The sequence below is a fragment of the Mastigocladopsis repens PCC 10914 genome (assembly GCF_000315565.1).
Classification (GTDB): domain Bacteria; phylum Cyanobacteriota; class Cyanobacteriia; order Cyanobacteriales; family Nostocaceae; genus Mastigocladopsis; species Mastigocladopsis repens.
The window spans coordinates 4,064,534-4,088,281 of the sequence record NZ_JH992901.1; the positions used below are offsets into that span (position 1 = coordinate 4,064,534).

The 23,748-nt window shown below is 45.4% G+C and carries 19 protein-coding genes; 15 read left to right on the plus strand and 4 right to left on the minus strand.

Features of this window, described 5'->3' with window-relative positions; all coding sequences use genetic code 11:
* The first annotated feature begins 63 nt into the window (after window positions 1–63).
* The gene (locus tag MAS10914_RS34445; RefSeq protein ID WP_017317756.1) at window positions 64–216 is read left to right on the plus strand and encodes a hypothetical protein; all 153 of its coding nucleotides are present in this window, start codon (window positions 64–66) and stop codon (window positions 214–216) included.
* Window positions 217–1,260: 1,044 nt separating this feature from the next.
* Window positions 1,261–3,519 (plus strand): glycoside hydrolase family 65 protein, encoded by a 2,259-nt coding sequence (locus MAS10914_RS30610; RefSeq protein ID WP_017317757.1) that lies wholly within the window; start codon window positions 1,261–1,263, stop codon window positions 3,517–3,519.
* Window positions 3,520–3,855: 336 nt separating this feature from the next.
* Here the strand turns inward: MAS10914_RS30610 and MAS10914_RS30615 are convergent, their stop codons facing one another.
* From MAS10914_RS30615 to MAS10914_RS34450, 4 genes are read right to left on the minus strand one after another with little or no spacing between them, the layout of a single operon-like run.
* Window positions 3,856–4,074, minus strand: a complete 219-nt coding sequence (locus MAS10914_RS30615; RefSeq protein ID WP_017317758.1) for a cupin domain-containing protein — start codon at window positions 4,072–4,074, stop codon at window positions 3,856–3,858.
* A 40-nt stretch (window positions 4,075–4,114) separates the two neighbouring features.
* Entirely contained in the window at window positions 4,115–4,453 is a 339-nt protein-coding gene (locus MAS10914_RS35755; protein WP_017317759.1) for an SRPBCC family protein, read from the minus strand.
* A gap of 3 nt (window positions 4,454–4,456) precedes the next feature.
* The gene (locus MAS10914_RS0120190) at window positions 4,457–4,792 is read right to left on the minus strand and encodes an ArsR/SmtB family transcription factor (RefSeq protein WP_017317760.1); all 336 of its coding nucleotides are present in this window, start codon (window positions 4,790–4,792) and stop codon (window positions 4,457–4,459) included.
* Window positions 4,789–4,938: a hypothetical protein gene (locus tag MAS10914_RS34450; RefSeq protein WP_156818201.1), complete on the minus strand. Its 150-nt coding sequence runs from the start codon at window positions 4,936–4,938 to the stop codon at window positions 4,789–4,791. Before MAS10914_RS34450 ends, MAS10914_RS0120190 begins: the two co-directional genes overlap by 4 nt.
* A gap of 401 nt (window positions 4,939–5,339) precedes the next feature.
* On the opposite strand from MAS10914_RS34450, the gene MAS10914_RS0120195 reads away from it, so the two are divergent.
* The 13 genes from MAS10914_RS0120195 (at window position 5,340) to MAS10914_RS0120255 (ending at window position 23,740) form a co-directional block, all read left to right on the plus strand.
* Window positions 5,340–6,170, plus strand: a complete 831-nt coding sequence (locus MAS10914_RS0120195) for a response regulator transcription factor (protein WP_017317762.1) — start codon at window positions 5,340–5,342, stop codon at window positions 6,168–6,170.
* Window positions 6,171–6,967: 797 nt separating this feature from the next.
* Window positions 6,968–8,062 carry a 3-deoxy-7-phosphoheptulonate synthase gene (aroF, locus tag MAS10914_RS0120200; protein ID WP_026082692.1) on the plus strand — a complete coding sequence of 365 codons (1,095 nt, stop codon included), beginning with the start codon at window positions 6,968–6,970 and terminating at the stop codon, window positions 8,060–8,062.
* Between the two features lie 52 nt (window positions 8,063–8,114).
* A complete protein-coding gene (locus tag MAS10914_RS0120205; RefSeq protein WP_017317764.1) occupies window positions 8,115–9,821 on the plus strand; it encodes an HAL/PAL/TAL family ammonia-lyase in 1,707 nt (568 codons plus the stop codon).
* 477 nt (window positions 9,822–10,298) lie between these two features.
* The gene (locus MAS10914_RS30625; protein ID WP_017317765.1) at window positions 10,299–11,717 is read left to right on the plus strand and encodes a cytochrome P450; all 1,419 of its coding nucleotides are present in this window, start codon (window positions 10,299–10,301) and stop codon (window positions 11,715–11,717) included.
* 381 nt (window positions 11,718–12,098) lie between these two features.
* Complete coding sequence (locus tag MAS10914_RS30630; RefSeq protein WP_017317766.1) at window positions 12,099–13,508, plus strand: cytochrome P450; 1,410 nt, start codon at window positions 12,099–12,101, stop codon at window positions 13,506–13,508.
* A 10-nt stretch (window positions 13,509–13,518) separates the two neighbouring features.
* Complete coding sequence (locus MAS10914_RS30635) at window positions 13,519–14,943, plus strand: cytochrome P450 (protein WP_017317767.1); 1,425 nt, start codon at window positions 13,519–13,521, stop codon at window positions 14,941–14,943.
* 51 nt (window positions 14,944–14,994) lie between these two features.
* On the plus strand, window positions 14,995–16,515 hold the full coding sequence (locus tag MAS10914_RS0120225; RefSeq protein WP_017317768.1) for a class I adenylate-forming enzyme family protein: 1,521 nt from the start codon (window positions 14,995–14,997) through the stop codon (window positions 16,513–16,515).
* A 440-nt stretch (window positions 16,516–16,955) separates the two neighbouring features.
* Window positions 16,956–18,800: a ScyA-related TPP-binding enzyme gene (locus MAS10914_RS0120230; RefSeq protein ID WP_017317769.1), complete on the plus strand. Its 1,845-nt coding sequence runs from the start codon at window positions 16,956–16,958 to the stop codon at window positions 18,798–18,800.
* Window positions 18,797–19,939, plus strand: a complete 1,143-nt coding sequence (locus MAS10914_RS0120235) for a 3-oxoacyl-ACP synthase III family protein (protein ID WP_017317770.1) — start codon at window positions 18,797–18,799, stop codon at window positions 19,937–19,939. The genes MAS10914_RS0120230 and MAS10914_RS0120235 overlap by 4 nt, the downstream gene beginning before the upstream one ends.
* 144 nt (window positions 19,940–20,083) lie before the next feature.
* Entirely contained in the window at window positions 20,084–20,215 is a 132-nt protein-coding gene (locus tag MAS10914_RS36280) for a hypothetical protein (protein ID WP_269635069.1), read from the plus strand.
* Between the two features lie 59 nt (window positions 20,216–20,274).
* Complete coding sequence (locus MAS10914_RS30640; RefSeq protein WP_017317771.1) at window positions 20,275–21,786, plus strand: NAD(P)/FAD-dependent oxidoreductase; 1,512 nt, start codon at window positions 20,275–20,277, stop codon at window positions 21,784–21,786.
* A 482-nt stretch (window positions 21,787–22,268) separates the two neighbouring features.
* Complete coding sequence (locus MAS10914_RS0120250) at window positions 22,269–22,958, plus strand: hypothetical protein (RefSeq protein WP_017317773.1); 690 nt, start codon at window positions 22,269–22,271, stop codon at window positions 22,956–22,958.
* 101 nt (window positions 22,959–23,059) lie between these two features.
* Entirely contained in the window at window positions 23,060–23,740 is a 681-nt protein-coding gene (locus MAS10914_RS0120255; protein WP_017317774.1) for a PEP-CTERM sorting domain-containing protein, read from the plus strand.
* Window positions 23,741–23,748 lie beyond the last annotated feature (8 nt).

A 23,748-nucleotide genomic window follows, 5' to 3' on the forward strand; every position in this document is an offset into this window, starting at 1 on the left:
TATTGAGGGAATGGTAGATTTCTCTACCAAGAGTAATTATTTATACCCAGGGGGGTGATACCTATGATGACATTCAGCAAGCAAGTAACTATCGGGGTGGGTGGGATGGAGTTTTGGGCTGATGAGGCTCATGAGTTGATGCGTTTAAAGCCTGGTAAACTACCCTATTTTCAGAAGGGTCTACGTGCTATGTCTCTTATCCAGTCTGCTTTGTAGCTTCTTTGTCACCCGGTCAGATAGACTACATTAGACTTCTTGCAAAAGTGAATAACCTTGAAAATAAAACCACAGATGGACTCTTGCGTGCGTTGCACAGAGAAGTTGCAAGGAGGGTTTCCTCCTTTGCAAACTGCCGTACAGATAAACACAGATAAATATCGGTGTGAATCTGTGTTTATCTGTGGTTTCATATAAAAAAATATACTTTTGCAAGAGTTCTATTGCAATGAAAGTGCATACTACGTTTGGACAGGGATTTAAATTTAGGTTAATTTTTTCTAAGACATAACGCATTGAAATTGTCAATATCCTTAATTACAGCGTTTTTCATATATTTGAACCACAATCTTTGGTAGGGGCGTAAGCGCAAAGCGCAGGCTCCTTCATGTGCGCAGCGTGCCCTTCGGGCATACAGCCGTTCGCCCTTACAGTGTGGTCTATTTACCCGAAAATTGTTGTAAGGTTGTCCTTTGTCAAACAAAGGACAAATGAATAGTGACGGTCTCAACGCAAAAAGATACAAATAATGTGGAATTCTAAATTAAAGATTAAAAATAATAAGTTGTATAAAAACTATGAGAAGAATTTTTCTCGCACAGAGCATAATAACTATAAACTTACATACTCAAACAAATACAACGCTCTTAAAGCGCTCTGACATCAGCTAACTCTCCATCAAATTTTCTAGAACAACTTATTAAGACATTTCTAAACTTTATTGGTTTGTATCTTTACTATTTACAATTTTTAACTTAAAAACTAAATAAGATATATCAAACGAGCGATGAAAATGGGAACCTTTCTATTCAAGAACGCATCGTTCTTCCCTGTTGAGGATGTATATGAGTCCAAACACAGGTGGAAGGGGAGGATAGTCGTGTGGGCGGCTTACCCGACCTGAAAAGCCACAATGTTGCATGGAATTCCCTTGTTTTATGTAAGTGGCATCGAACTGTTTGTAGTAAATAACTGAATCCAACCCCTAAAAATCCTATTCCCTCCTGCCCAAAACAACTACAAAAATATAGGTTTTATTAAGTAATGCTCTACCTCTCAACTCAGACTTCCCAAAACAATCAGCAACTTATTGACTCCAATGGCTGGAATGTGATTGAAACAGAGTTCAATCCCAGCCAGCTGCATCACAAAGAAACCGTCTTCACCCTTGGCAACGGCTACTTGGGAACACGAGGAACCTTCGAGGAAGGATACCCCAGTGATTCCCAAGCAACAATCATTCACGGAATTTATGATGATGTTGCGATCGCCAGCACAGAACTTGTCAACTGCCCCAGCTGGCTGTCCTTAGTTGTAAAAGTGGGAGAAGAACGCTTCCGTCTTGACGCTGGCGAAATCCTTTTCTATGAGCGTCGCCTCGATATGCGCTTGGGTCTTTTAAACCGGGAGGTAAGGTGGCGATCTCCGCAAGGTCATACTTTGGATTTCCACTTTGAGCGTTTCGCCAGTCTAGCCGATCAACACGTTTTGGCTATCCGTTGTCAAATCACATCCCAAGACTTTGAGGGTGACATCTCAATCGAAATTGAGTTTAACCCTGACCAGAATACCCAAGGTGTCAAACACTGGAAAACCCTCAACCAAGGAAGTGCAGGAAATCTTATCTGGCTACACACTCAAACGCTCCATTCTGGAATGCAACTTGGTCTGGCAGCTAAACTGGTAGCCGAGGGTGAAGATGCGGTATCGGTCAGCGAACAAGAAACTTCTGTTTTTCCATGCTTAACAAAAACCTTTCAATGCTCACCAGGACAAACGGTGAGTGTTGAAAAGATTATCACCCTGTTTACTTCGCGCCAAACAGAAACCCCGATGGCAGCAGCCTTAAATAGGCTGGCTGATGAACCAAGCTACCCCACCCTGCTCGCTGCTCACATCGCTGCATGGGAGCAGGTGTGGCAAAACAGTGACATAGTTATTGAAGGCGATCGCAAAGCACAGTTGAGCGTCCGTTACAACCTTTTCCAATTGCTGGCTGTTGCACCACGTCAGGACGACCGAGTCAGCATCCCTCCAAAAACCCTCTCTGGTTTTGCCTATAGCGGACACATCTTCTGGGATACAGAAATTTTTATCCTTCCCTTCCTGACCTTAACTCAACCCGCGTTAGCACGTAACCTACTGACCTACCGCTACCACACTTTAGCTGGAGCGCGACGAAAAGCCAAAGAAGCAGGATACGCCGGAGCAATGTATGCTTGGGAAAGTGCCACCACTGGTGATGAAGTGACTCCCCGGTGGGTTCCAGGTCGAAACGGTGAGTTAATTCGCATCTGGTGTGGCGACATTGAAGTGCATATCAGTACAGATGTTGCTTATGCTGCTTGGAACTACTGGCGGCACACGGGTGATGATGAATGGATGCGCGATTATGGTGCAGAAATGATCCTAGATACAGCGGTTTTCTGGGAAAGTCGAGTTGAGTGGAACCCAGAGCGCAATTGTTACGATATCCGTGATGTCATTGGACCTGATGAAAATCACGATCGCGTAGACAATAACGCCTTCACCAATCTCATGACGCAATGGCACCTACACTCAGCATTGATGCTGTGGAACTGGCTGCATCAGGCTTACCCCGACTCAGCAGCACAACTGGCGCTAAAACTCAACTTAGGAACTGAACGCTTTGAACGCTGGGCGTTTATTGCTAAACATCTTTATGTTAACCAAGACTCAGAAACTGGTTTGATGGAGCAATTTGAAGGCTTTTTCCAGCTAGAAGATATTAACTGGGCTGATTATGAACCCCGCACCAAATCAATGCAGAGTCTTTTAGGAATTGAAGCCACAAGTCAAAGACAGATTCTCAAACAGCCAGATGTATTGATGCTTTTCTACTTGCTGCGTGATGTTTACGACCGGAAAACCCTCCAAACCAACTGGGACTATTACAACCCACGCACCGACCACACCTATGGTTCTTCCCTCGGTCCAGCCATTAACGCTATCTTGGCTTGTGACCTGAATCAACCACAAGAAGCGTATACCCACTTTATGCGGTCAGCGTTAGTGGATTTGGAAGATGTACGGCGTAACGCAGCTGAAGGAGTTCACTCCGCTAGTGCTGGTGGAGTTTGGCAAGCTGTGATCTTTGGGTTTGCGGGTGTTCGGATGACTCAATTTGGTCCTGTTGCTTGTCCAAATCTGCCCCTTGGCTGGACGCGCTTAAAGTTTCGTCTGCAATGGTGTAACGAGTGGTATGAATTCGACCTGCAACCAGAAAAAATACAAAGCTTTGCCGAGGTCAAGCAAACTTTAGAAGCGATGCAGCACTCGTAGAAGTGGCAGCTTGAAGGCAAAAAAGGTATAAGATGATCCCCCCAACCTCCCTTAATAAGGAGTAGGGCTGTTTCATCAACAGATGTGTAGAGACGTAGTATGCTACGTCTCTACAATTTTTAAAACTGATGTTTGTCAATGTGGGAGTTGATTGAATATTAGACTTCTTGCAAAAGTCAATTATCTTTAAAAATCAACCACAGATGTAGGCGTAAACCGTGCCGTAGGCTACACAGATAAACGCAGATAATTCATCGCTGTGCATCTGTGTTTATCTGTGGTTCTGTATAAAAAAATAGACTTTTGCAAGAGTTCTATTAAAGTGAAAAAGGCAAATTAACCTAACTGCCCAAAAACTCCCATCTTACCAAGACGAATCGTCAACATTTCGACAGATGTGATTGCTCTATGGGGATCATTTTTAGTGTTAGCAGGTGTAAACCAGAATGTTCCCGGTGTGCATACACGTCCACCTGTTTCGATAGTTCCGTCAAGGACATAGACATACTCGTCACAGGGATGAAAATGAACTGGAATGACTGTGCTAGCAGCCATTTGTAATTTATGTACTGGGTTGATTCATGGCTGTTTACAATTATTCAGTTATTTGATGCGTTGCAAACAATATTTGTGACAACCTTTCATTGAGTTTGTAATCCCATCCACCATTGAGAAAGTAATACAGAAGAATACTATCCAATAGCTCATACCTACCAACAGGTAGTGACTGAACAGAAGTATTGTGAGTAGCTGGTGCTATCTGAGTTATCGATCTCGACTCATACATGAATTGGCTCTGCCAAGGTTGGAAAAGGCGCATTGGTTCACTCGACCTGATGAATTCTTGCCTCAACCCTTTATGTTCAAGTTGCAGTCGGGTGCCACCATTCACAGGCTTTAGCGTCCAGGTGACAATTGAAGGCTGGCACATCATTTTTCAAGTTTCGGAGCATGAACTTTCCTCCAAATAGTTGCCAAGGGCATCCAGTTTTTCTTGCCAGAACTGTTCGTAATGTGCAACCCACTCAGACACCTGCTTTAAAGGTTCCGGGTTCAGCCTATACAAACGCTGTCGCCCTGCTTTTCGCATCTGTACTAAACCAGCTTCACAAAGCACTTGCAAATGCTGAGAAATCGCTGGCAAACTCATCGCAAAAGGTTCAGCTAACTGTTTGACTGGTTGCTCACCAGCACGTAACCGATCCAATATCGCCCGTCGTGTTGGATCTGCGATCGCTGCAAAAACATCAGCATTGGCAGCAAGTCTACTCATAGCGATTTTGGATTGTGGATTGTGGAGCCACTCGTGTGCCAAGAGTTGTCGCGAGGAGCAGCCAGTGCGGCATGAGAGTTTCCCTCTGCCCGTGCGATGTGGCGTCGATGTTGAAGCGGGTCAACCAGGCTAATAGATATTGTCACCCCATCGCCCCATCGTTTGAAAAAGCAAAAATCTTATCATTGACGCCATCCCACTACTTAAGCGAATACTTAACTATTTGAATAATAAATAAGCAGTTGCTTAAATGTCAACTCCTTATTTTAAGTAAATTTAAGTAATGTTAAGTAATCTTACAGAAGCCCGGTATTTTGCGTAATACTAACCAGCTAGAGATGAGTAAACTCTAGATGTTGGAGTACCAGCAAGCTCAGAACACCTAACTCTAGATGTTGGAGTACCAGCAAGCTCAGAACACCTAACTTTTGTCTACTGCATAAGTCCAAGGAGCGGACATCTATAAAAGTAATGTCGGTTAGTAAATAAAAACCACCTGTTGATTGCACATTTCCAATAAACCCCGGTTTAAATGGCAAAGGAGACAATGAAAAAAATTCTAGTGATTGAAGATAGGGTCCAAACCCGACAACTTTTTCTAGAATGGCTCAAAGCTGCAGGTTTCTACACTATAGGTGCGGAAAATGGTCTGATTGGTATCCAGCGAGCACAGGAAGAGTTACCCGATTTGATAATCAGCGAAATTATCATGGCAAAACTCAATGGTTACAGTCTCCTGACCACGTTGCGTCAAAACTCAGCCACAGCGATTATCCCCTTTATTTTTGTCACTGCTAAAGGGACTCGGGCTGACATCCGCAAAGGCATGGAACTGGGAGCAGATGATTATCTGACTAAACCCTGTACGGTAGAGGAATTACTCAGTGCGATCTCCGCCTGCTTGGAAAGACAAGCCACTCGCCAAAAGTCTTACTCTGCACACTTCCAGCAAATTCTAGAACCACCGGAAGCTGGCATTAAGACAGCGGCTGACCCTCAGTTGATCTTTCCGTCTGCCCCTCAGTTGAGACAGGTCTTCCACCTCATTGAAGAGAATTATCATCAATCGCTTACCCTCAATGACGTGGCTAGTGCTATTGGTTATTCTCCGAGTTACCTCACTAATTTAGTGCGACGTCAAACAGGACAAACTGTGCAAAGCTGGATTATCGAGCGTCGGATGGCAGCAGCACGTTCCTTACTTTTGGAAACTGATCATAGAGTTGAAGATATTGCTGCTAAGGTGGGTTATAAATCTATAGTTCATTTCTTCCGCCAATTTAGAAGGCATCACGGGACAACGCCTCAAGCTTGGAGAAAGTTGCACCTAACTTATACAAACAACAGCGACAAAAGAGTTAGTTCCATCAACAGATAGTCTATTGTTCCCGCATACTAAACATAGTAAACTGATTGATAACTGCAACCTTTCGCATCTCAGCCTTAAGATAGGCTTACTCTGCTTTTAAGTTCCGGTCTTTAATACTCTTACAGACGCGATTAATAGAGTTTCTAATAGGAGATGCTCATGTGTTTTTACCATTAGCTATGAGCCACGAATACTTATGTTTATTTGCGGCGTCCTATCTTTCCATTCTTCCCAAAGAAAGTTCATTATGGGAGTTGATGGTAGCTATTGAGTTCTGAAGATATTTTGTAAATAGCTCAATCAATATATAATGCATCTTTAGTTTTTGGAACAGAAAAACTAAACCTTGTTGTACTTAATCATCCAATATCTTAGAACAAATAAAAAAGAATCAAATTTACCGAAAATATTGACAAATTAGAATTGTTTTGCTAGACTTTTTAAGTGTGATGCACCTTTTGATAGTTCTCTCTGTTGTCGCTCTCAATAGCCATTTAAACTCGTGAATGTCTCTAAAAACTGAGTGATAGTCAACTTAAAAAATTATTGATTCACTGGAATTGGAGAATATGAAAAAAGAAAGCGACATCTTGCATAAAACTGGCTAACTGCAACTGATTAATTAATAGATATGCCAGTCCAAGCACAAAGTTTCAAATTATGTCTGGAATAGACAGTCAGTAGAGTGAAGATATCATTGACTCGCTCAAATGACCACGATAAATCACAAGATTTCGGACAAAAAAGTTAATTTTTTTGAGTGAAGAACACAATTACTTGTAATATTTCAAAAGGATTGAAAAGCAATGATTATTAGCATGAAATCCGGTACTCCTGTAGCAGAAATTGAACGGATCTGCCAAGAAATTCAACGTTGGAACATAACCCCAGAAAAATGTGTTGGTCAGCACAAAGTGGTGATTGGTTTAATCGGCGATACATCAGAGATTGACCCAAGACAAGTACAAAATCTAAGCTCTTTTATTGAGCAAGTTCTACGGGTGAAAAAGCCCTTTAAACGGGCTTCTTTAGAATTTCGTTATGGTGAACCAAGTGATGTCGTTGTACCAACACCAAATGGACCTGTAACCTTTGGTCAAAATCATGCTGTGGTCGTTGTAGCTGGACCTTGTTCCGTAGAAAACGAAGAAATGATTGTAGATACAGCGCTAGCAGTAAAAGCAGCCGGAGCGCAGTTTCTTCGCGGAGGAGCTTTTAAGCCTCGGACCTCACCTTACGCTTTTCAAGGTCACGGTGAGAGTGCGCTATCGCTGTTAGCTTTAGCTCGTGAAGCCACAGGTTTGGGGATTATCACCGAAGTCATGGATACATCTGACATCGATAAGGTTGCATCTGTCGCAGATGTGGTGCAAATCGGTGCGCGCAATATGCAAAATTTCTCGCTCCTGAAGAAAGTAGGGGCAGTAGGTAAGCCAGTTCTCCTCAAACGCGGACTTGCAGCCACGATTGAAGATTGGTTGATGTCAGCTGAGTACATTTTGGCAGCAGGCAACCCCAATGTGATTTTGTGTGAGCGGGGTATTCGCACCTTTGACAAACAGTATACGCGCAATACCCTTGATATATCTGCGATTCCAGTATTGCGAACCCTGACTCACTTGCCCATCATGATTGATCCCAGCCATGCCACTGGCAAATCAGAGTTTGTACCAACGATGGCAATGGCGGCTATAGCAGCTGGTACAGATTCGTTAATGATTGAGGTTCATCCCAACCCGGCGAAGGCGCTTTCAGATGGTCCTCAGTCTCTGACGGTGGAAGCATTTGAACAATTAATGCCTGAGTTGACTGCTTTGGGTAAATTCTTTGGTCGTGGGACTCAAAACAATAACGCCACTGCAATGCCGAAGTCGGCTTCTAGAGTTTCCTCGACTGTTTGAACAAGTGAATCATCTTTGCAATTAGCTATCACGAACTAGAACTAAACCTCCAATGAATACTGCATCCCAAGTCTTGAAGACAACCTCTCGTTTTTCATCACCCATTCTCAGTCATTCAGACAAAACCGTAGTTGTTGGCAACGAAAACCTGACAATAGACGAAGTCGTCAGTGTGGCACGTCATGGTACGCAGGTATGCATAACTGATAATCATGATGTTATGCAGGGTATTCAGGCATCTTGTGACTACATTCGCAATGCTGTAGAATCTGGTCAACCAATTTACGGTGTAACAAGTGGCTTTGGCGGCATGGCGAACGTCATCATTCCCCGTGAAAATGCAGCGTTGCTCCAGAACAACCTCATTTGGTATCACAAAGCCGGAGCGGGACAAAGACTACCCTTAGCTGATGTCCGCGCTGCCATGCTTTTGCGTGTTAACTCCCACTTGTATGGTGCATCTGGCATCCGCCTTGAACTGCTGCAACGGATGGAAACATTCCTGAATGCTGGTGTTACACCTTGTGTGTATGAATTAGGCTCTATTGGCGCAAGTGGGGATCTCGTGCCATTGTCATACATTACTGGATCGCTGGTTGGTCTAGATCGCTGCTATACCGTTGACTTTAACGGCGAAGAAATAGACGCGCCAACAGCCTTGAACAAGCTGGGTTTAGAGCCATTGCAACTCCTTCCAAAAGAAGGGTTGGCGATGATGAATGGCACCTCAGTTATGACAGGCATCGCTGCCAACTGTGTATACGACACCAGAGTTTTATTAGCACTGGCATTAGGTGCTCATGCCCTAGCTATCCAAGGTTTGAATGGAACCAATCAATCATTCCACCCATTCATCCATAAACTCAAACCCCATTCTGGGCAGAAAAAGGCGGCAGCCCAAATGCTCAGCTTACTTGAAGGGTCACGCTTAGTTCGCCAAGAGTTAGATGGTTCTCACGACTATCGCGGTGAACATCCAATTCAGGATCGCTATTCATTGCGCTGCCTGCCACAGTACATGGGTCCTATTTTAGACGGAATACAGCAGATTGCCAGCCAAATCGAAATAGAAATTAACTCCGTTACCGACAACCCACTCATTGATGTTGAAAACCAAGCTAGCTATCATGGCGGCAATTTCTTGGGACAGTACATCGGTGTGGCAATGGATCAGCTACGCTACTACATTGGCTTATTGGCTAAACACTTGGATGTCCAAATAGCCTACCTCGTAGCACCGGAATTCAACAACGGACTGCCAGCATCTTTAGTTGGTAACCAAGAGCGTAGTGTCAACATGGGCTTGAAGGGTCTGCAAATAGTTGGAAACTCCATTATGCCACTGTTGGGCTTCTATGGAAATTCCATAGCCGACAGATTTCCAACCCACGCTGAACAGTTCAACCAAAACATCAACAGCCAAGGTTTTGCTTCCGCAAATTTAGCGCGTAAGAGCGTAGAAATCTTTCAACAATATGTGGCGATCGCCTTGATGTTTGGGGTGCAAGCAGTTGATTTACGCACTCATGTGGTTGCTGACCATTATGACGCCCGCTCTACCCTGTCGCCTGCAACCAGAGATTTATATCTGGCTGTGCGCGATGTCGTTGGAGTACCACCTTCTGCTGACCGTCCATACATCTGGAACGACCACGAACAACCCCTTGACGAACATATTGCTCGGATCGCGACTGATATTGCATCTGGTGGGCAAATTGTGCAAGCAGTGAACGATATTTTGTCGAGCTTGAAGTCATAGGTATTCCTCATCCACCTGGGGGCGATCAGTTCTTAACCGCTTTACTTGGTCGCTTGCCCAAACTACTGAAGCTAGATATTCCCAAAGAATAACTAGAACCGTATAAAGGGCAAGAACCAGAAGAACCAGGAATAGTAAAGAGTGCTTGTTGTTAATCCACGGAACGATCACGAATAGGACTTACGCATTGACAGAAAGAATCAGGTATGGCGTAGGGATTTTCAGGCATTAACGTTTGATTTTTCCAATATGCACGAGCGCTCGTCGCTCATCTGAAGATAGCCGCCAAAAGTCTGAAACGACTGAATCTCCTTAATACACACCATGTTCCATTTGTACAGTGTGTAAGTCCTAACGAACAACCTTTAGACGAACACATTACCAGGAGTGTCCGGTCTAATTGTTCAAGAGCTTAAAGACATCTTGTCGAACTTGAAGTGATAGAGATTCCTTAGATTAACTAGGAGAAAAAGCACAATGGTTAAACAGAGCATCTCCCCAGTTGTCAGCAAAACTCCCCCAGGTCCACGCGGCCTCCCCATTGTTGGCTGCTTCCCACAAATGGCGCGGAATCCGCTCCAGTTTCTGATTGAGGTCACGCGTCAGTATGGCGACGTTGTCCACTTGGGGGCGATAGGTTCTCAACAGCTTTACCTGCTCACCAACCCGGATGATCTAAAGTACATCTTCGTCGACAATAACAAGAACTACACAAAAGGCACAAACTTCAAAGGTCAGGAGGTGGCGATCACATTTGGCAACGGCTTGGTACACAGCGAGGGCGAGCTTGCACGCCGCCAACGTCGCTTGATGCAGCCCGCCTTTCACCGTGAACGGATCGGATTGCTAATTACTGACATGACCAAGATCATTGCCCAGATGCTGGAGCGCTGGCGCGGCATTGAGGAGAATACGCCTCTTGATATACCAGAGCAGATGTTGGATTTGACACAGAAAATTGTCATAAAAGCGTTGTTGGGTGTCGAAGGTAGCAGAGAAACCACTGAGATTATTCAGGCATGGAATACTGTGTTTGTCTACAACAGCGAGCGTACCTGGGCTTTGATCAAAATGCCTGTAAACTTACCCACGCCAAAAAACCTCCGGTTCAAGCAAGCAATACGCACAGTGGAGACAAACATTTACCGTATTATTCGGGAACGGAAGCAAAGCGGCAGCGATGTTGACGATATGCTCGCAATGATGCTAAATGCACGCGACGAACTCGGCGAGACAATGAGCGAACAGCAACTGCGTGATGAGATGGTGACAATGTTCGCCGCTGGTTTTGAGACATCTGGTACCTCCCTTAGCTGGATCTGGTACTTGCTTTCTCAGCATCCAAAAGTAGAACAAAAGCTACACGAGGAACTAGATACAGTTTTAGGTGGGCGAACCCCAACATTTGAGGATTTGCCAAATCTAAAGTATACCAAGATGATTGTCGAGGAAGGGATGCGGGTTTACCCAGTTGCTTGGCTTAACAGCCGCAGCAATATAGACGACGATGAAATCGCTGGCTATCACATCCCGTCAAGATCCTTACTTATGCTTTGCCCATACATAACGCACCGCCACCCGTCTTTCTGGGAAAATCCTGAAGAGTTCGAGCCTGAACACTTCTCGCCAGAACGCTCCGCCAACCGTCCACGCTATGCCTACTTCCCGTTTGGCGGCGGACGACGTCAATGCCTAGGTGATATCTTTGCCTTGACTGAAATTCAGTTGGTGGTTGCGATGGTGGCTCAACACTTCCGTCTGAAACTGGTACCCGGACATCCAGTCGAGCTGAAGCCGCTGCTCACTCTGCAAGCACGTTATGGTCTCTCAATGACATTGGAACGCCGCTCGAGCTTTGCTCCAGCCTCCCGACGCGATCATGCGTCAACGGTCTAATTTACCTTTAATGATTGCACAGGAGCAAATCAGAGGATACCTCCTCATATGCTACCAAGGCAATACAATTTAAATGCTCCACCGCTGACTCATACCAAGTTGCGTTCAAATATGTAACTCACTTGTGCGATTGTTGAGAGTTCACTATAAATGCCTTAACTCTCAACAGTCAAACTCACCCAGCCGATATCGTGACTTAAAGAAGGAGTCAGAATTCAGAATTCAGAATTCTGAATCAATCAATTCTGTGGGGATTTAAACCCCTGTACTTATCCGCCAGTCGTCCCAATAGCCATTCTGACTCCTGAGTTCTTTTGTTAATGATTACAAGTTGGTATCAGAAACATTATTAATTTAACCTAATATTTTCAACCTAATTATATGGTCAAACAGAGTATCTCCCCAAACGTCCGCAAAACTCCCTCAGGTCCACGCAGCTACCCCATTATTGGCTGTTTTCCGCAAATGGCGTCGAATCCGCTCCAGTTCCTAACCAATGCGGCGCGTGAGTATGGCGACGTTGTCCATCTCGGACCAATAGGCCCGCAACAGCTGTACTTAGTGACTCATCCGGACGGTGTCAAGCATATCCTCCTCGATAATTTCCATAACTACGTAAAAGGCGACAACTTCAAGGACAAGGATTTCACGCTACTAGTGGGCAACGGCTTGATAAACAGCGAGGGCGACGCTTGGCGACGCCAGCGCCGCTTGTTGCAGCCTGCTTTTCATAGCCGCCAGCAGATCGCAGCTATGGTCTCCCTCATGACCAACGTCATCGAGGAATTGCTAGAGCAATGGCGCAGCATTGAAAATACACAGATCGATGTTGCTGCCGAAATGTTAGAACTGTCGCAGAAAATTGTCATCAAAGCGTTGTTGAGTCTCGATCCCAACAGCAGCGAAACCGCCCAGATCATTCAGGCGTGGCATACTGTGTTGGGTTTCCACACTGATCGCATCTGGGCATTTTTCAAAGTCCCTTTGAGCGTACCCACGCCGAAAAACGTTCGGTTTCTGCAAGCAGTGGAGACAATCAACACGATTGTGTATCGGCTTATCCGGGAACGCCGCCAAAGCAGCAACGACTATGACGACTTACTCTCGTGGCTCATCAATGCGCGCCATGAGTCTGGTGAGGGCTTAAGCGATGAGCTCGTGCGCGACGAGATAGTGGCATTATTTGTCGCCGGGTTTGATACATCAGCTACCTCGCTTGGCTGGGTTTGGTATATGCTTTCCCAGCACCCAAATGTGGAAAGCAAGCTTCAAGAGGAACTCGCTACGGTACTGGGCGGGCGTACCCCAACCTACGAAGACATCCCGAACCTGAAATATACCAAAATGGTTATTCAGGAAACGATGCGACTCTACCCAGCCGTCTGGATCTTAAGCATGACCAATGTCGCCGACGATGAAATCTGCGGCTATCATATCCCGGCTGGCTCCATGATCGTACTCAGTCCTTTTGTGACGCACCATCTCCCATCTATTTGGGAAAACCCTGATAAATTCGATCCTGAGCGCTGGTCACCAGAACGCTCTGCAGGCAGACCATGGGCATCCTACCTACCATTTGGCGGTGGACCACGTCAATGTTTGGGCGATGTCTTTGTCACAACTGAAATGCAGTTAATTATTGCCATGGTGTCCCAGCACTTACGCCTGAAGCTAGTGCCCGGACATCCGGTCGAAATGGATACGAGGCTCGCACTGCGGTCACGCCACGGTCTCCCGATGACATTGGAGCCACGAAAAAGCCGTGAACTAACATTACAAAATGTAGAGTGAGGAAAGCACAATGGTTAAACCGAGTACTTCCCCAAGCGTCCGCAAAAGCCCCCCTGGTCCGCGCGGCTACCCCATTATTGGCTGCTTTCCGCAAATGGCATCAAAGCCGCTCCAGTTCCTAACCAATGCTGCGCGTGAATATGGTGATGTTGTTCACCTAGGGTCAATAGGTCCGCAACAGCTTTACCTGATCGCTCACCCGGACTGTGTGAAGTATGTTCTGCAAGAAAATCCCCAGAACTACACAAAAGGTGAAAACTTCCAGGAAATGAAACTGGTCATCGGCGAGGGCTTGGTGATTAGTGAGGGCGACTCATGGCGACGCCAGCGTCGCTTGATGCAGCCGACTTTTCACCGCCAGCAAATTGGAGGGATGGTCAATGATATGACTGGTATCACTGCTAAGTTGCTGGAACGTTGGAGCCAACTTGGTTCTGGTACAACGCTTGACATTTATGACGAGATGCTTTTGCTGACGCAAAACATTCTCCTCAAGACAACATTGAGTATTGATGTTGACAACGGTGATACCACTGACCTCATTCCAGCTTGGAATACCATCTACAAGTTCCTCAGCGATCGCTTATGGGCTGTCTTCAAACCGCCTATTAGCTTTCCCACACCAAAAAATCGCTCCTTTCAACAAGCAGTTAACACACTCAACTCAATTGCTAACCGGATCATTCAGCAACGTCTACAAGGCAATGATGCGCCTAATGACATACTCTCAATGTTGCTGAGTACTCAAGATGAATCTGGTCAAGGTTTGAGCGCTCAACAACTGCATGACCAGATAGTAGGACTCTTCTCCGCTGGGTTTGAAACTTCCGGTGCCGTGCTGAGTTGGATCTGGTATTTACTTTCCAAGCATCCAGTCGTAGAACGTCAATTGCAGGTGGAACTTTCTACAGTACTCGGTGGGCGAACCCCAACTGTTGACGATCTCCCCAACTTGAAATATACCAAAATGGTTGTCCAGGAAGCAATGCGGCTTTATCCTGGTGCCTGGGTCTATGCTCGGAACAATCTAGCTGATGACGAGATTGGTGGATATCATATTCCAGCTGGCTCTATGCTTTTGCTCAGTCCGTATGTGACACACCGCCTCCCGGCTTTCTGGGACAACCCCGAAGGCTTCGATCCTGAGCGCTTCTCGCCGGAACATTCCGTTGGTCGTCCACGCTATGCCTACTTTCCCTTCGGTGGCGGCTCTCGTCAGTGCCTAGGCGATATCTTTGCTTTAACTGAACTTCAATTGGTTATTGCTATGGTATCCCAACACTTCCGCCTCAATCTGGTGCCTGAACACCCAGTCGAGCCGAATCCACTGCTTACTCTGCAGACACGCCACGGCATTCTAATGACATTAGAGCCACGAGCTACTCTTGATAACGCCAGTCAACTAGATACTCAAAATGCATTGTTAACTCATTAACTAACCCTCGAAATAGGCAAACACCTTTAAGCAAAGAGAGTCTTTTTAGTTATGAACATCGCACATCATATAGAACGGGGTCATCTGTTATATCCTGACAAAATCGCTCTGATATTTGAAGAGAAAACTTTTACCTACAAACAACTTGATGGGCTAGCAAATCGTGTGGCTAATGGTTTGCGTGGCTTGGGAATCAAAAGAGGCGATCGCGTAGCATTGTTTTTGCCAAACATTCCAGAATTCGTTATTTCTTATCTTGGCATTCTCAAAATTGGTGCTATTGTCGTCTCAGTCAACGTCATGCTTAAAAGTGCTGAAGTCAGCTACATTCTCAATGATTGTGCTGCCAAAGCAATCATTACAACAGAGTCACAAAGTGAGCAGGTGGCAGTTGCCGACTTACCTGAACTGCAACACGTTTTGATTGCAGAAGGTGAAGCAAGCAAAGGAATAACTTTAACACAACTGATGGAAAGTTCTTCCGCGCAAGCTCGTGCTGTTGAAATGGATCGCCACGCTCCTGCAAGCATTGTTTACACATCAGGAACAACGGGTTTTCCCAAAGGAGCGACCCTTTCCCACGGTAATGTCATTTCCAATATGTATTCCCACAACCGTTGTTGTGGAATGCAACCAAACGACCGATTACTACTTTACTTACCACTATTTCATTGCTTTGGTCAAAATGCTATTCTCAATGCTGGACTAAATGTTTGTGCTACTATCATTCTGCAACGGCGGTTTGACCTTGATCAAGCACTTTACGCTATCAACACGCATCAGGTAACAATGTTCTTTGGGGTGCCAACAGTATTCCTCAAATTGCTGAATACCGATATCTCTGTCTACAGCTTAGAGAGCGTGCGTTATTACTTTAGCGCCGCTGCACCCATGCCTTTTGAAGCCGCACAAAATTGGCAGGATAAGTATGGACTCGTGATTCATGAAGGGTATGGTCTAACTGAAACATCACCATGTGCATGTTATAACCACGACTTGAAATATAAGCTCGGTTCAATTGGGATGCCAATTGAGAATGTGGAAATGAAGATTGTTGATGGTGATGGCCATCAGGTACAACCTGGGGAGTTGGGTGAGATAGTGATCAAGGGACCAAACGTCATGCTTGGTTATTGGAATCGCCCATTTGAAACCGCTGAAGTCATTAAAAATGGTTGGTTCCATACCGGCGACATTGGTCGGATAGACGAACAGGGTTTTTTCTACATTGTTGACCGCTTGAAAGACATGGTCAATGTTTCTGGATTTAAGGTGTATCCAACAGAAGTTGAAAATGTCATTTATCAACATCCAGCAGTTGCTGAATGTGCAGTTTACGGCGTTCCCGAGTTGCTTAAAGGCGAGATAGTGAAAGCCAACATTGTACTTAAGGCTGGTCACGCCATGACAGAACAACAAATCATGGATTTCTGTTCTGAAAGAATGGCAAACTACAAAATTCCCCGTGCTATTCACTTTGTGGATTCACTTCCCAAAAATCCAACAGGTAAAGTGCTGAAACGAGTTTTAAGAAAACAATCAATCTCCATTTTTGCTAATGTTAAAAATTGAATGTTTACTTAAATAAAGTCATTACGAAGGCTAAAAAAAGGTTAAGTAGAGTTGACTAAAATGTATCAAATTGATAAAGTAAGAGTATTACACCAGGCACAACTGAGATTAATGCAAAGTGTATTGGTGATGATTCTCAGCTTAGTCAACAGTAAGAAGTAAGTTTTGTTCAAGCATAAATACGCGTTTAAACAGCCATAGATTAGTAAAAAAATAAAATGCTAACTAAGAGAGGAAATGGCTGCGTCACACTGACTAAGTGTATTGTTGAATAAATATAATTATTGAACAATACATAGTCAAGAACAAACTTCAATCAAACAGACTGTTCCTAATAATTAGCCAATAAAAAACTGATAAGAATATTATTGGCAATCTCCTTAAAAGGAGCAGGAAATCCTTAAATAATCAATTCGCTGGAAGCAGAGAATATTGCAATCATGAGCACTGAATCAATCACCAAAACCACTAATCCATCTCAGCAATTAGAAAGAAAAGCTGGGTTTCAACCTAATCACATTTCACATGAAACTTCAGGTGGCTCTTCTATTTTTTCGCCACCATCACCTAATGAACAACCTGTTGATTCAGAATCAACCCAGGTGACAGTTGGAGAGGCTGTAGTCAAGATCCTCGAAGATGCGGGAGTCCATTGTGCATTTGGTATCTCAGGAGGCGGCATCGGCCCATTTTGGGCGGCGTTGAACCGTAGCAACATCCAACTGCTTCACTTTCGGCATGAATCAGGAGCAGCCTTTGCAGCAACCGAGACGTATTTTGCAAGTGGTCGCCCCGTTGTGGTGTTCACCACGACAGGTCCTGGCATCACGAACGCCATCACCGGGCTTTTTGCTGCACGCGGGGAAGGTGCGAAGGTCATTCTTGTGTCGGCGATAACTCCAGCGGGGAATCGTGGTCGGTGGGCTTGTCAGGAAACTAGCGCCCACACAATGCCCCTATCAGGTATTTTTACCCCAGGTCCACTGTTCAATTACGCCACTATCCTAGAGTCTGCGGATCAACTTCCAGAAATTGCTCGTAGACTTGCCCAAGGTTTAGCACAACCAGGGGGCTTCGTGGTTCATATTAGTATCCCCACCCCGGTTCAAACAACACCATTGAAGGCACCATTACCAGAGCCAGGGTTTTCTCATGCCCTGCCGGTTGCTAGTGAGGAAGCGATCGCCGAATGTGTACGGTTACTTTCAGAAGAATCCTTTGGAATCTGGGTTGGCTTTGGTGCGAGGCACGCAGCACAGGAGATTCTCGAATTGGCTGAAAAAACAGGGGTAGCGGTCATGACATCGCCGCGCGGTAAGGGCATCTTCCCCGAAAATCATCCCCAGTATGTCGGCGTTACAGGCTTTAGTGGGCATTTATCTGTCCTGACATATATGCAGGAGCAACGTCCGCAGCGTCTGCTAGTGTTAGGAACACGCTTAGGTGAACCAACTTCATTTTGGAGTCCGCAAATGGTTCCCGCCGATGGGTTTGTGCATGTGGATATCGACCCAGAGGTTCCAGGAGTGGCATATCCATCAGCACAGACGTTCTCTATCCACTCCGAAGTCAAAGTGTTTCTGAAGATGCTGTTGAAGCACCTCCCAGAGCGCCTGAATTGGTCTCCCACCTCAATGCTGCCTCGTCCCGAAGGCTATGCGAATGCTCCACGCATAAATGGTTTAGTGCGACCCGATGTCCTGATGAATGCAATTCAACGGGTGATTGTTGAAGGAAGTGATGCAATCATCATGGCTGAAGCAGGTAACTCCTTTGCTTGGGCAACAAATCTACTGCGATTTACCCAACCAGGTCGTTACCGGATCAGTACGGGCGTCGGAGCTATGGGTCATGCCGTCACCGGGGTAGTCGGTGCCAGTTTGGGTCGATATGGCAAAGCTGTCGCCATTGTTGGGGACGGGGCAATGCTGATGAACAACGAAATCAGCACAGCTGTGAGATTTGAGATTCCAACAGTCTGGATTGTCCTCAACGACGGACGCTACAACATGTGCGCCCAAGGAATGGCGTTGCAAGGGTTCAAAGGTGTGGATACAGAAATACCGAATACGGATTTTGCCTTAATGGCAAAAGCCATGGGAGCAGATGGCATCCGTGTTAACACGGAGTCTGACTTGGAAGCAGCGTTAGAGAAAGCACTGTTATCAACCGTTCCATTTGTTGTTGATGTAAGCATTGACTCAACTCAAGCTGCACCCATTGGAGGCCGTATTCGCAGTCTGATTAAGCAAGGAGCAATAGAATCAAAAGGAGATCAAAAATGATATTAAATCCAGTAGGTATTCGCGCAATTTCAGTTAGCTTTCCCAGCATCATCCGCACCAACGATTACTACCGAGAGAATTACCCAGATTTGGTTGCTCGGGCTGAACAAAAAACTTTGGCAAAGCTGTTTGTACCTGACAACGCCTCAGCCAATAACGACGACGATATCTGGTCGCAAGAAGTTGCGCCGTATATGTCAGACCCCTTCCGTGGTACAGTTGAGCGCAGAGTCGTAGCTCCCGATGAAACCTCACTGTCGCTGGAGTATCGTGCAGCTATCGATGCTCTTGAGGCAGCAAAGCTTTCCCCCGACGACATCGATCTTTTGCTCGTGACTTCCCTGTTTCCTGAGCAAGTCACACCAGGCAATGCAGCCTTTCTCGCCGGGAAACTGGGACTGCAAGGTGCAGCATGGAATATAGAGTCAACATGTACTTCGGTATTGGTTTCGCTCCAGAGTGCTTGTGCGTTGGTGCAAACAGGACAATACCGGAATGTGCTGGTGGTTGTCTCGACGACTTACTCTCGCTATACCGACGAGAATGATACGCTCGCGTTTTTATCGGGTGATGGTGCAGGTGCATTTGTCGTTGGTACACTCAAACCGAACCAAGGAATTCTCGGTACCAAGATTGCCAATACAGCTGCCACTTGTGGTGCCTTCTTTAATGAATTCACAACCGATGAACAAGGCAACGTCAAGATGTTCATTCGGGGCGGCAAAGGCGCAAGCAAGATGTTCAACGAGACGACTGTGAAGTTCATTCGTCTGTGCTGTCATGGTGCGATCGCCGCTGCTGATCTCAGCTTGGATCAAATCGACTTTTTTGTTTTCAATACACCCAGTGCTTGGTATTCAAAGGTTTGTACACGCGCACTAGGCATTGATCCAGAGCGCACGATCAACATCAACCCCTTGTATGCCAACATTGGACCTACATTCCCTGTTGCTAATCTCTACCACGCCGCAGACGCTGGCAAAATTCGGGAAAACGACCTAGTTCTTGTTTACACAATGGGTTCGTCATCTAATGCTGGTGCCAGCGTGATGCGTTGGGGCGATGTTGCACTCGGACCTGCCCCTGCTCCTCCACTCAGTTTTTCCCTACAGGAGGATAGGGTTCTCGTTCGTCCCTAAGGCTGCTGAGAGCTAATTGCTAATTGCTAATTATTAAAAGAATTAGCAATTAGCATTTCTTACCAGTTACGTGTATTTCCACCGCAGATTTTTCTCCTAAACATCTCTTTAAAGATAAACATATTATTTCAAAGGAGTTTGTCTATGAAGACAACAGAGGCAGTGGTACGCTTACCACCTAGTCAAAACTCGCTTTCAAGCGACTGCTTGGGAACGAACAAATCCTCACACAAGACTTCGGCAATGGCTGTGAAATTTGCCAAACAGCGTAACTAAAACTGAGGTCTATTTGGAAAAGATTTTTACAAAAACACATTTAATCAAGGAAAATAAAAATGTCCACACTACCCAAATCCACACAAGTACTAGTTGTCGGTGGAGGACCTGGTGGATCTACTGCTGCTACTCTCCTTGCTCGCCAAGGTTTTGATGTCACTTTAGTAGAGAAGGAAATAACCCCTCGCTATCACATCGGCGAATCTCTGTTACCCTCAGCTCTAGAAATATTTGAACTACTAGGTATCCGCGACAAGGTAGAATCCTATGGATGCCAGCAAAAAGAGGGAGCCTACTTTGTCTGGGGACCTCGGCAATGGGGAATCGAATTTCAAAGGCTGCTCAATAAATATACCTTCCAGGTTCGTCGTGGTAGGTTTGACAAGCTACTTTTGGAACATGCCAGCGAACAAGGAGTTAAAGTCTTCGATGGCATCGAGATTCGCAAGCTATCTTTTGATGGAGAGCGACCAATCAGCGCCACTTGGTCTTCTGGAGGCATGAATGGCAGTTCTGGGGAGATTGCGTTCGACTTTCTGATTGATGCATCAGGTCGATCTGGTCTGATGTCAACACAATACTTGCAAAACCGACGCTATCACAAAGAATTCCAGAACATAGCGATTTGGGGATATTGGAAGAATGTAGACTTCTCGAAAATCTGGCCTGAAAATGGCACAGTCAGCGCCCGTACAGAGGATGGATCTGGTTGGATTTGGGCAATTCCCCTCAGTGACGACACTCTCAGCACGGGTTTGGTGCTGAACAAGGAAATTTACAAACAAAGAAAATCTCAAGCAAGTCTGGAAGGAATTTACGCGGCGGGGATTGCTGACTGCCCGTATGTCAGCGATTTGGTAAAGACGGCGGAATTAGCATCACCAATCAAGGTTGAGCAAGACTACTCTTACGTTGCCGACAAGTTCGCTGGTCCTGGCTACTTCATGTTAGGAGATGCCGCATGTTTTCTCGATCCACTGCTCTCCACTGGAGTACATCTGGCATTCTTTGGCGGTATGTTGTCTGCAGCCTCTATAGGAAGCGTGCTCAGAAATGAAGTCACACAAGAGCAGGCATATTCTTTCTATGACAAAACCTTGCGATTTCACTACTTGACCTTGTTGGTCTTTGTATCGTCCTTCTATCATATTACCGGCAACCCCGAGGATATGGACATGGATGCAGATCCCTCAGCTGGACCAAGGCGCTTTATTGCTGAAGTAGAAGATCTACAGAAAGTTGAACCCCAAATGCGTCAGTTGGTGTCAGAGCATATGGTGGAACTCTTGACCAAAGCTGAAGAAGGCGTTCGACTGATGGTTGCCGAAGAGTTGGAAGGTACAGCCAAACTTTCCGGCGAATTAGATCCAAAGCATCAAGCAGTGTTCCTGCAGCTCTGGAGAGGGGTGTTCGGATACTTACCTGATTTTGACGGTTTGCGTCTGAAAACCCAAACCAATCTGAGATTAGTCTCGGTCAGCGAAGATGACGCCGCAGCACTAACGCTAGATACAGTCTTGGATGAGAAGTACTATGCCCAACAAGAAGCGGACATGGCATTGACCAAATAAGTCTCTGCACTAGCCTAAAAGATTGTTTGTGAAGTCTTTTGAATTTTTTTAGAGACTTGCACTCATAAAGCGTACTATTTTCCACTGAGAACGAAGTGTTAAGAGCGGAGTGTTGGGTCTAAGGTCACTATTAAAAGTCCTTATTTTCCATAATGCTTCGCTCTCACTGCTGTTCCGTCTCTTGATTTAATAAAACTAGCAAATACTTAGGTTTTGAGATTTTTTTAATTAAAAATGGTGACAAAATAATTAATAGTTGCAAGTATTGTGATAACTCTTACTCCATTAGCGTATTATTAAGTTGACTGACTCGGCGTGATGCCGTTGTTACACTCAAGCCTTCCGCTTACTTTGGATCTGTTTAGATTAGTGTTTTTTTCTGCTGGTTCTGTGTTGAATCGCAATTCAAAACAGCAAACCAGAGATCAGCAAGCAGTGTTGATGACCATTGTTAACAAATAATCTGTGTGGAGATAACCTAAATGGGTCTATTGCAGAAAGTTTCGCTTGTTGCTAGTGCTAGCATTGCAGCATTTGCTGTAGGAATGGTTGCAGCTACTCCTGCTCAAGCTGCCCTATTTAAGTTCAGCTTTGAGGGTGAGGGAGCTAGTGGATACTTTATCTTTGATGACACAACCGAGAAGATCATACCCGAAGGTCAACCCAGTACTGAACTGTCATGGGAGTATTATGCTTCAGTAGTAGAGTATTCTGTAAGTATTGATGGGAGCGAAGGGCAAATCACTGAGCAGGGTCAGAAAGGCTCGCAGACAGATGAAACTAATGAGGCAAGAAATGTTGTCTATCTTTCACGCCCTGAAAGTTCTGGCTACGAGGGCACCAATGTAGACGACTTTATCCTGTTTATACCTAAGGCTCTTCGTGGTGGGCAATATGGCTTGTCAGTTCGCTTTAGTTACCCTGAGGGAACCTTGTCATCTGAAGGTGATTTACCAACGAGTGTTCCTAGCACAGCAACACTAAAAGCTTATCCATATTGGGATTTTCCTGTGACAACAGGATACTCCACGTTTAGCGGAACAGTGACAACCCGGCTAGAGAAGATTCCTGAGCCAGCATCATCGTTGGCATTGTTAGTCATGGGGGGTGCTTTATTTATCTTCTGTCGTCAGAGTAAACAAGTCATACCTCTAAAGGCTCTAAAGGATTGATTAGCTTGCTCTAAACTGAGATAATCTCAAAAACGTTGGGATAATTAGTACTTTTTCCCAATTTTTGTCCAAAAATCAATCTTTTGTATCCATAAAATCAAATGGCTCTGTTGCACAAATTATCAATGGCTGCTGTTACTAGCGCCGCCGCATTTCTGGCATTAGGAAGCTTTGGTACAGATCCCGCTCAAGCTGCTTTGTTTAAATACAGCTTCGAGGGTGAGGGAGTGAATGGTTACTTTATCTATGAAACCGAAACCACCCCAGACCCGCAATATGACTCGACACCAAACAGTGACCTCTATCCTGGCGCGGTTGTTGAATACAAAGTTGACTTAGGCGAGAAGGGCGTTTTCCAAGGAAGCACTGGTGATGCTAATGTCTTTTTTGCGCGCTCGGATTTGGATTCTAATATACCCCCTGAAAATGAATCTGACATTTTTGAATTAGAAATTAAAGGTTCTGACCGAGAGCCAGAGTCCGAGTACACTTTCTTGGCAGATTTTTATTACCCAAAGGATTCATTAGGCGGGTCTACCGAGCTACCGACTAGTGTCCCAAGTACTGCAAGAGTTGATGTCAGACCAAATGCGCTGGCTACAGATAGGGGCGCGTCACTGTTTGATGGAACTGTGCAAACCCGAGTTGAGAAGGTTCCTGAGTCAACATCGTCGGTAGCATTGTTGGGAGTGGGGGCTTGGTTTATCCTGCGTCGTCGCCAGCGCCGACAAACACACTCGATCTCCCAAAACTCAGTCACTGTATTTGCAAACAATCTTTAATTAGAGAT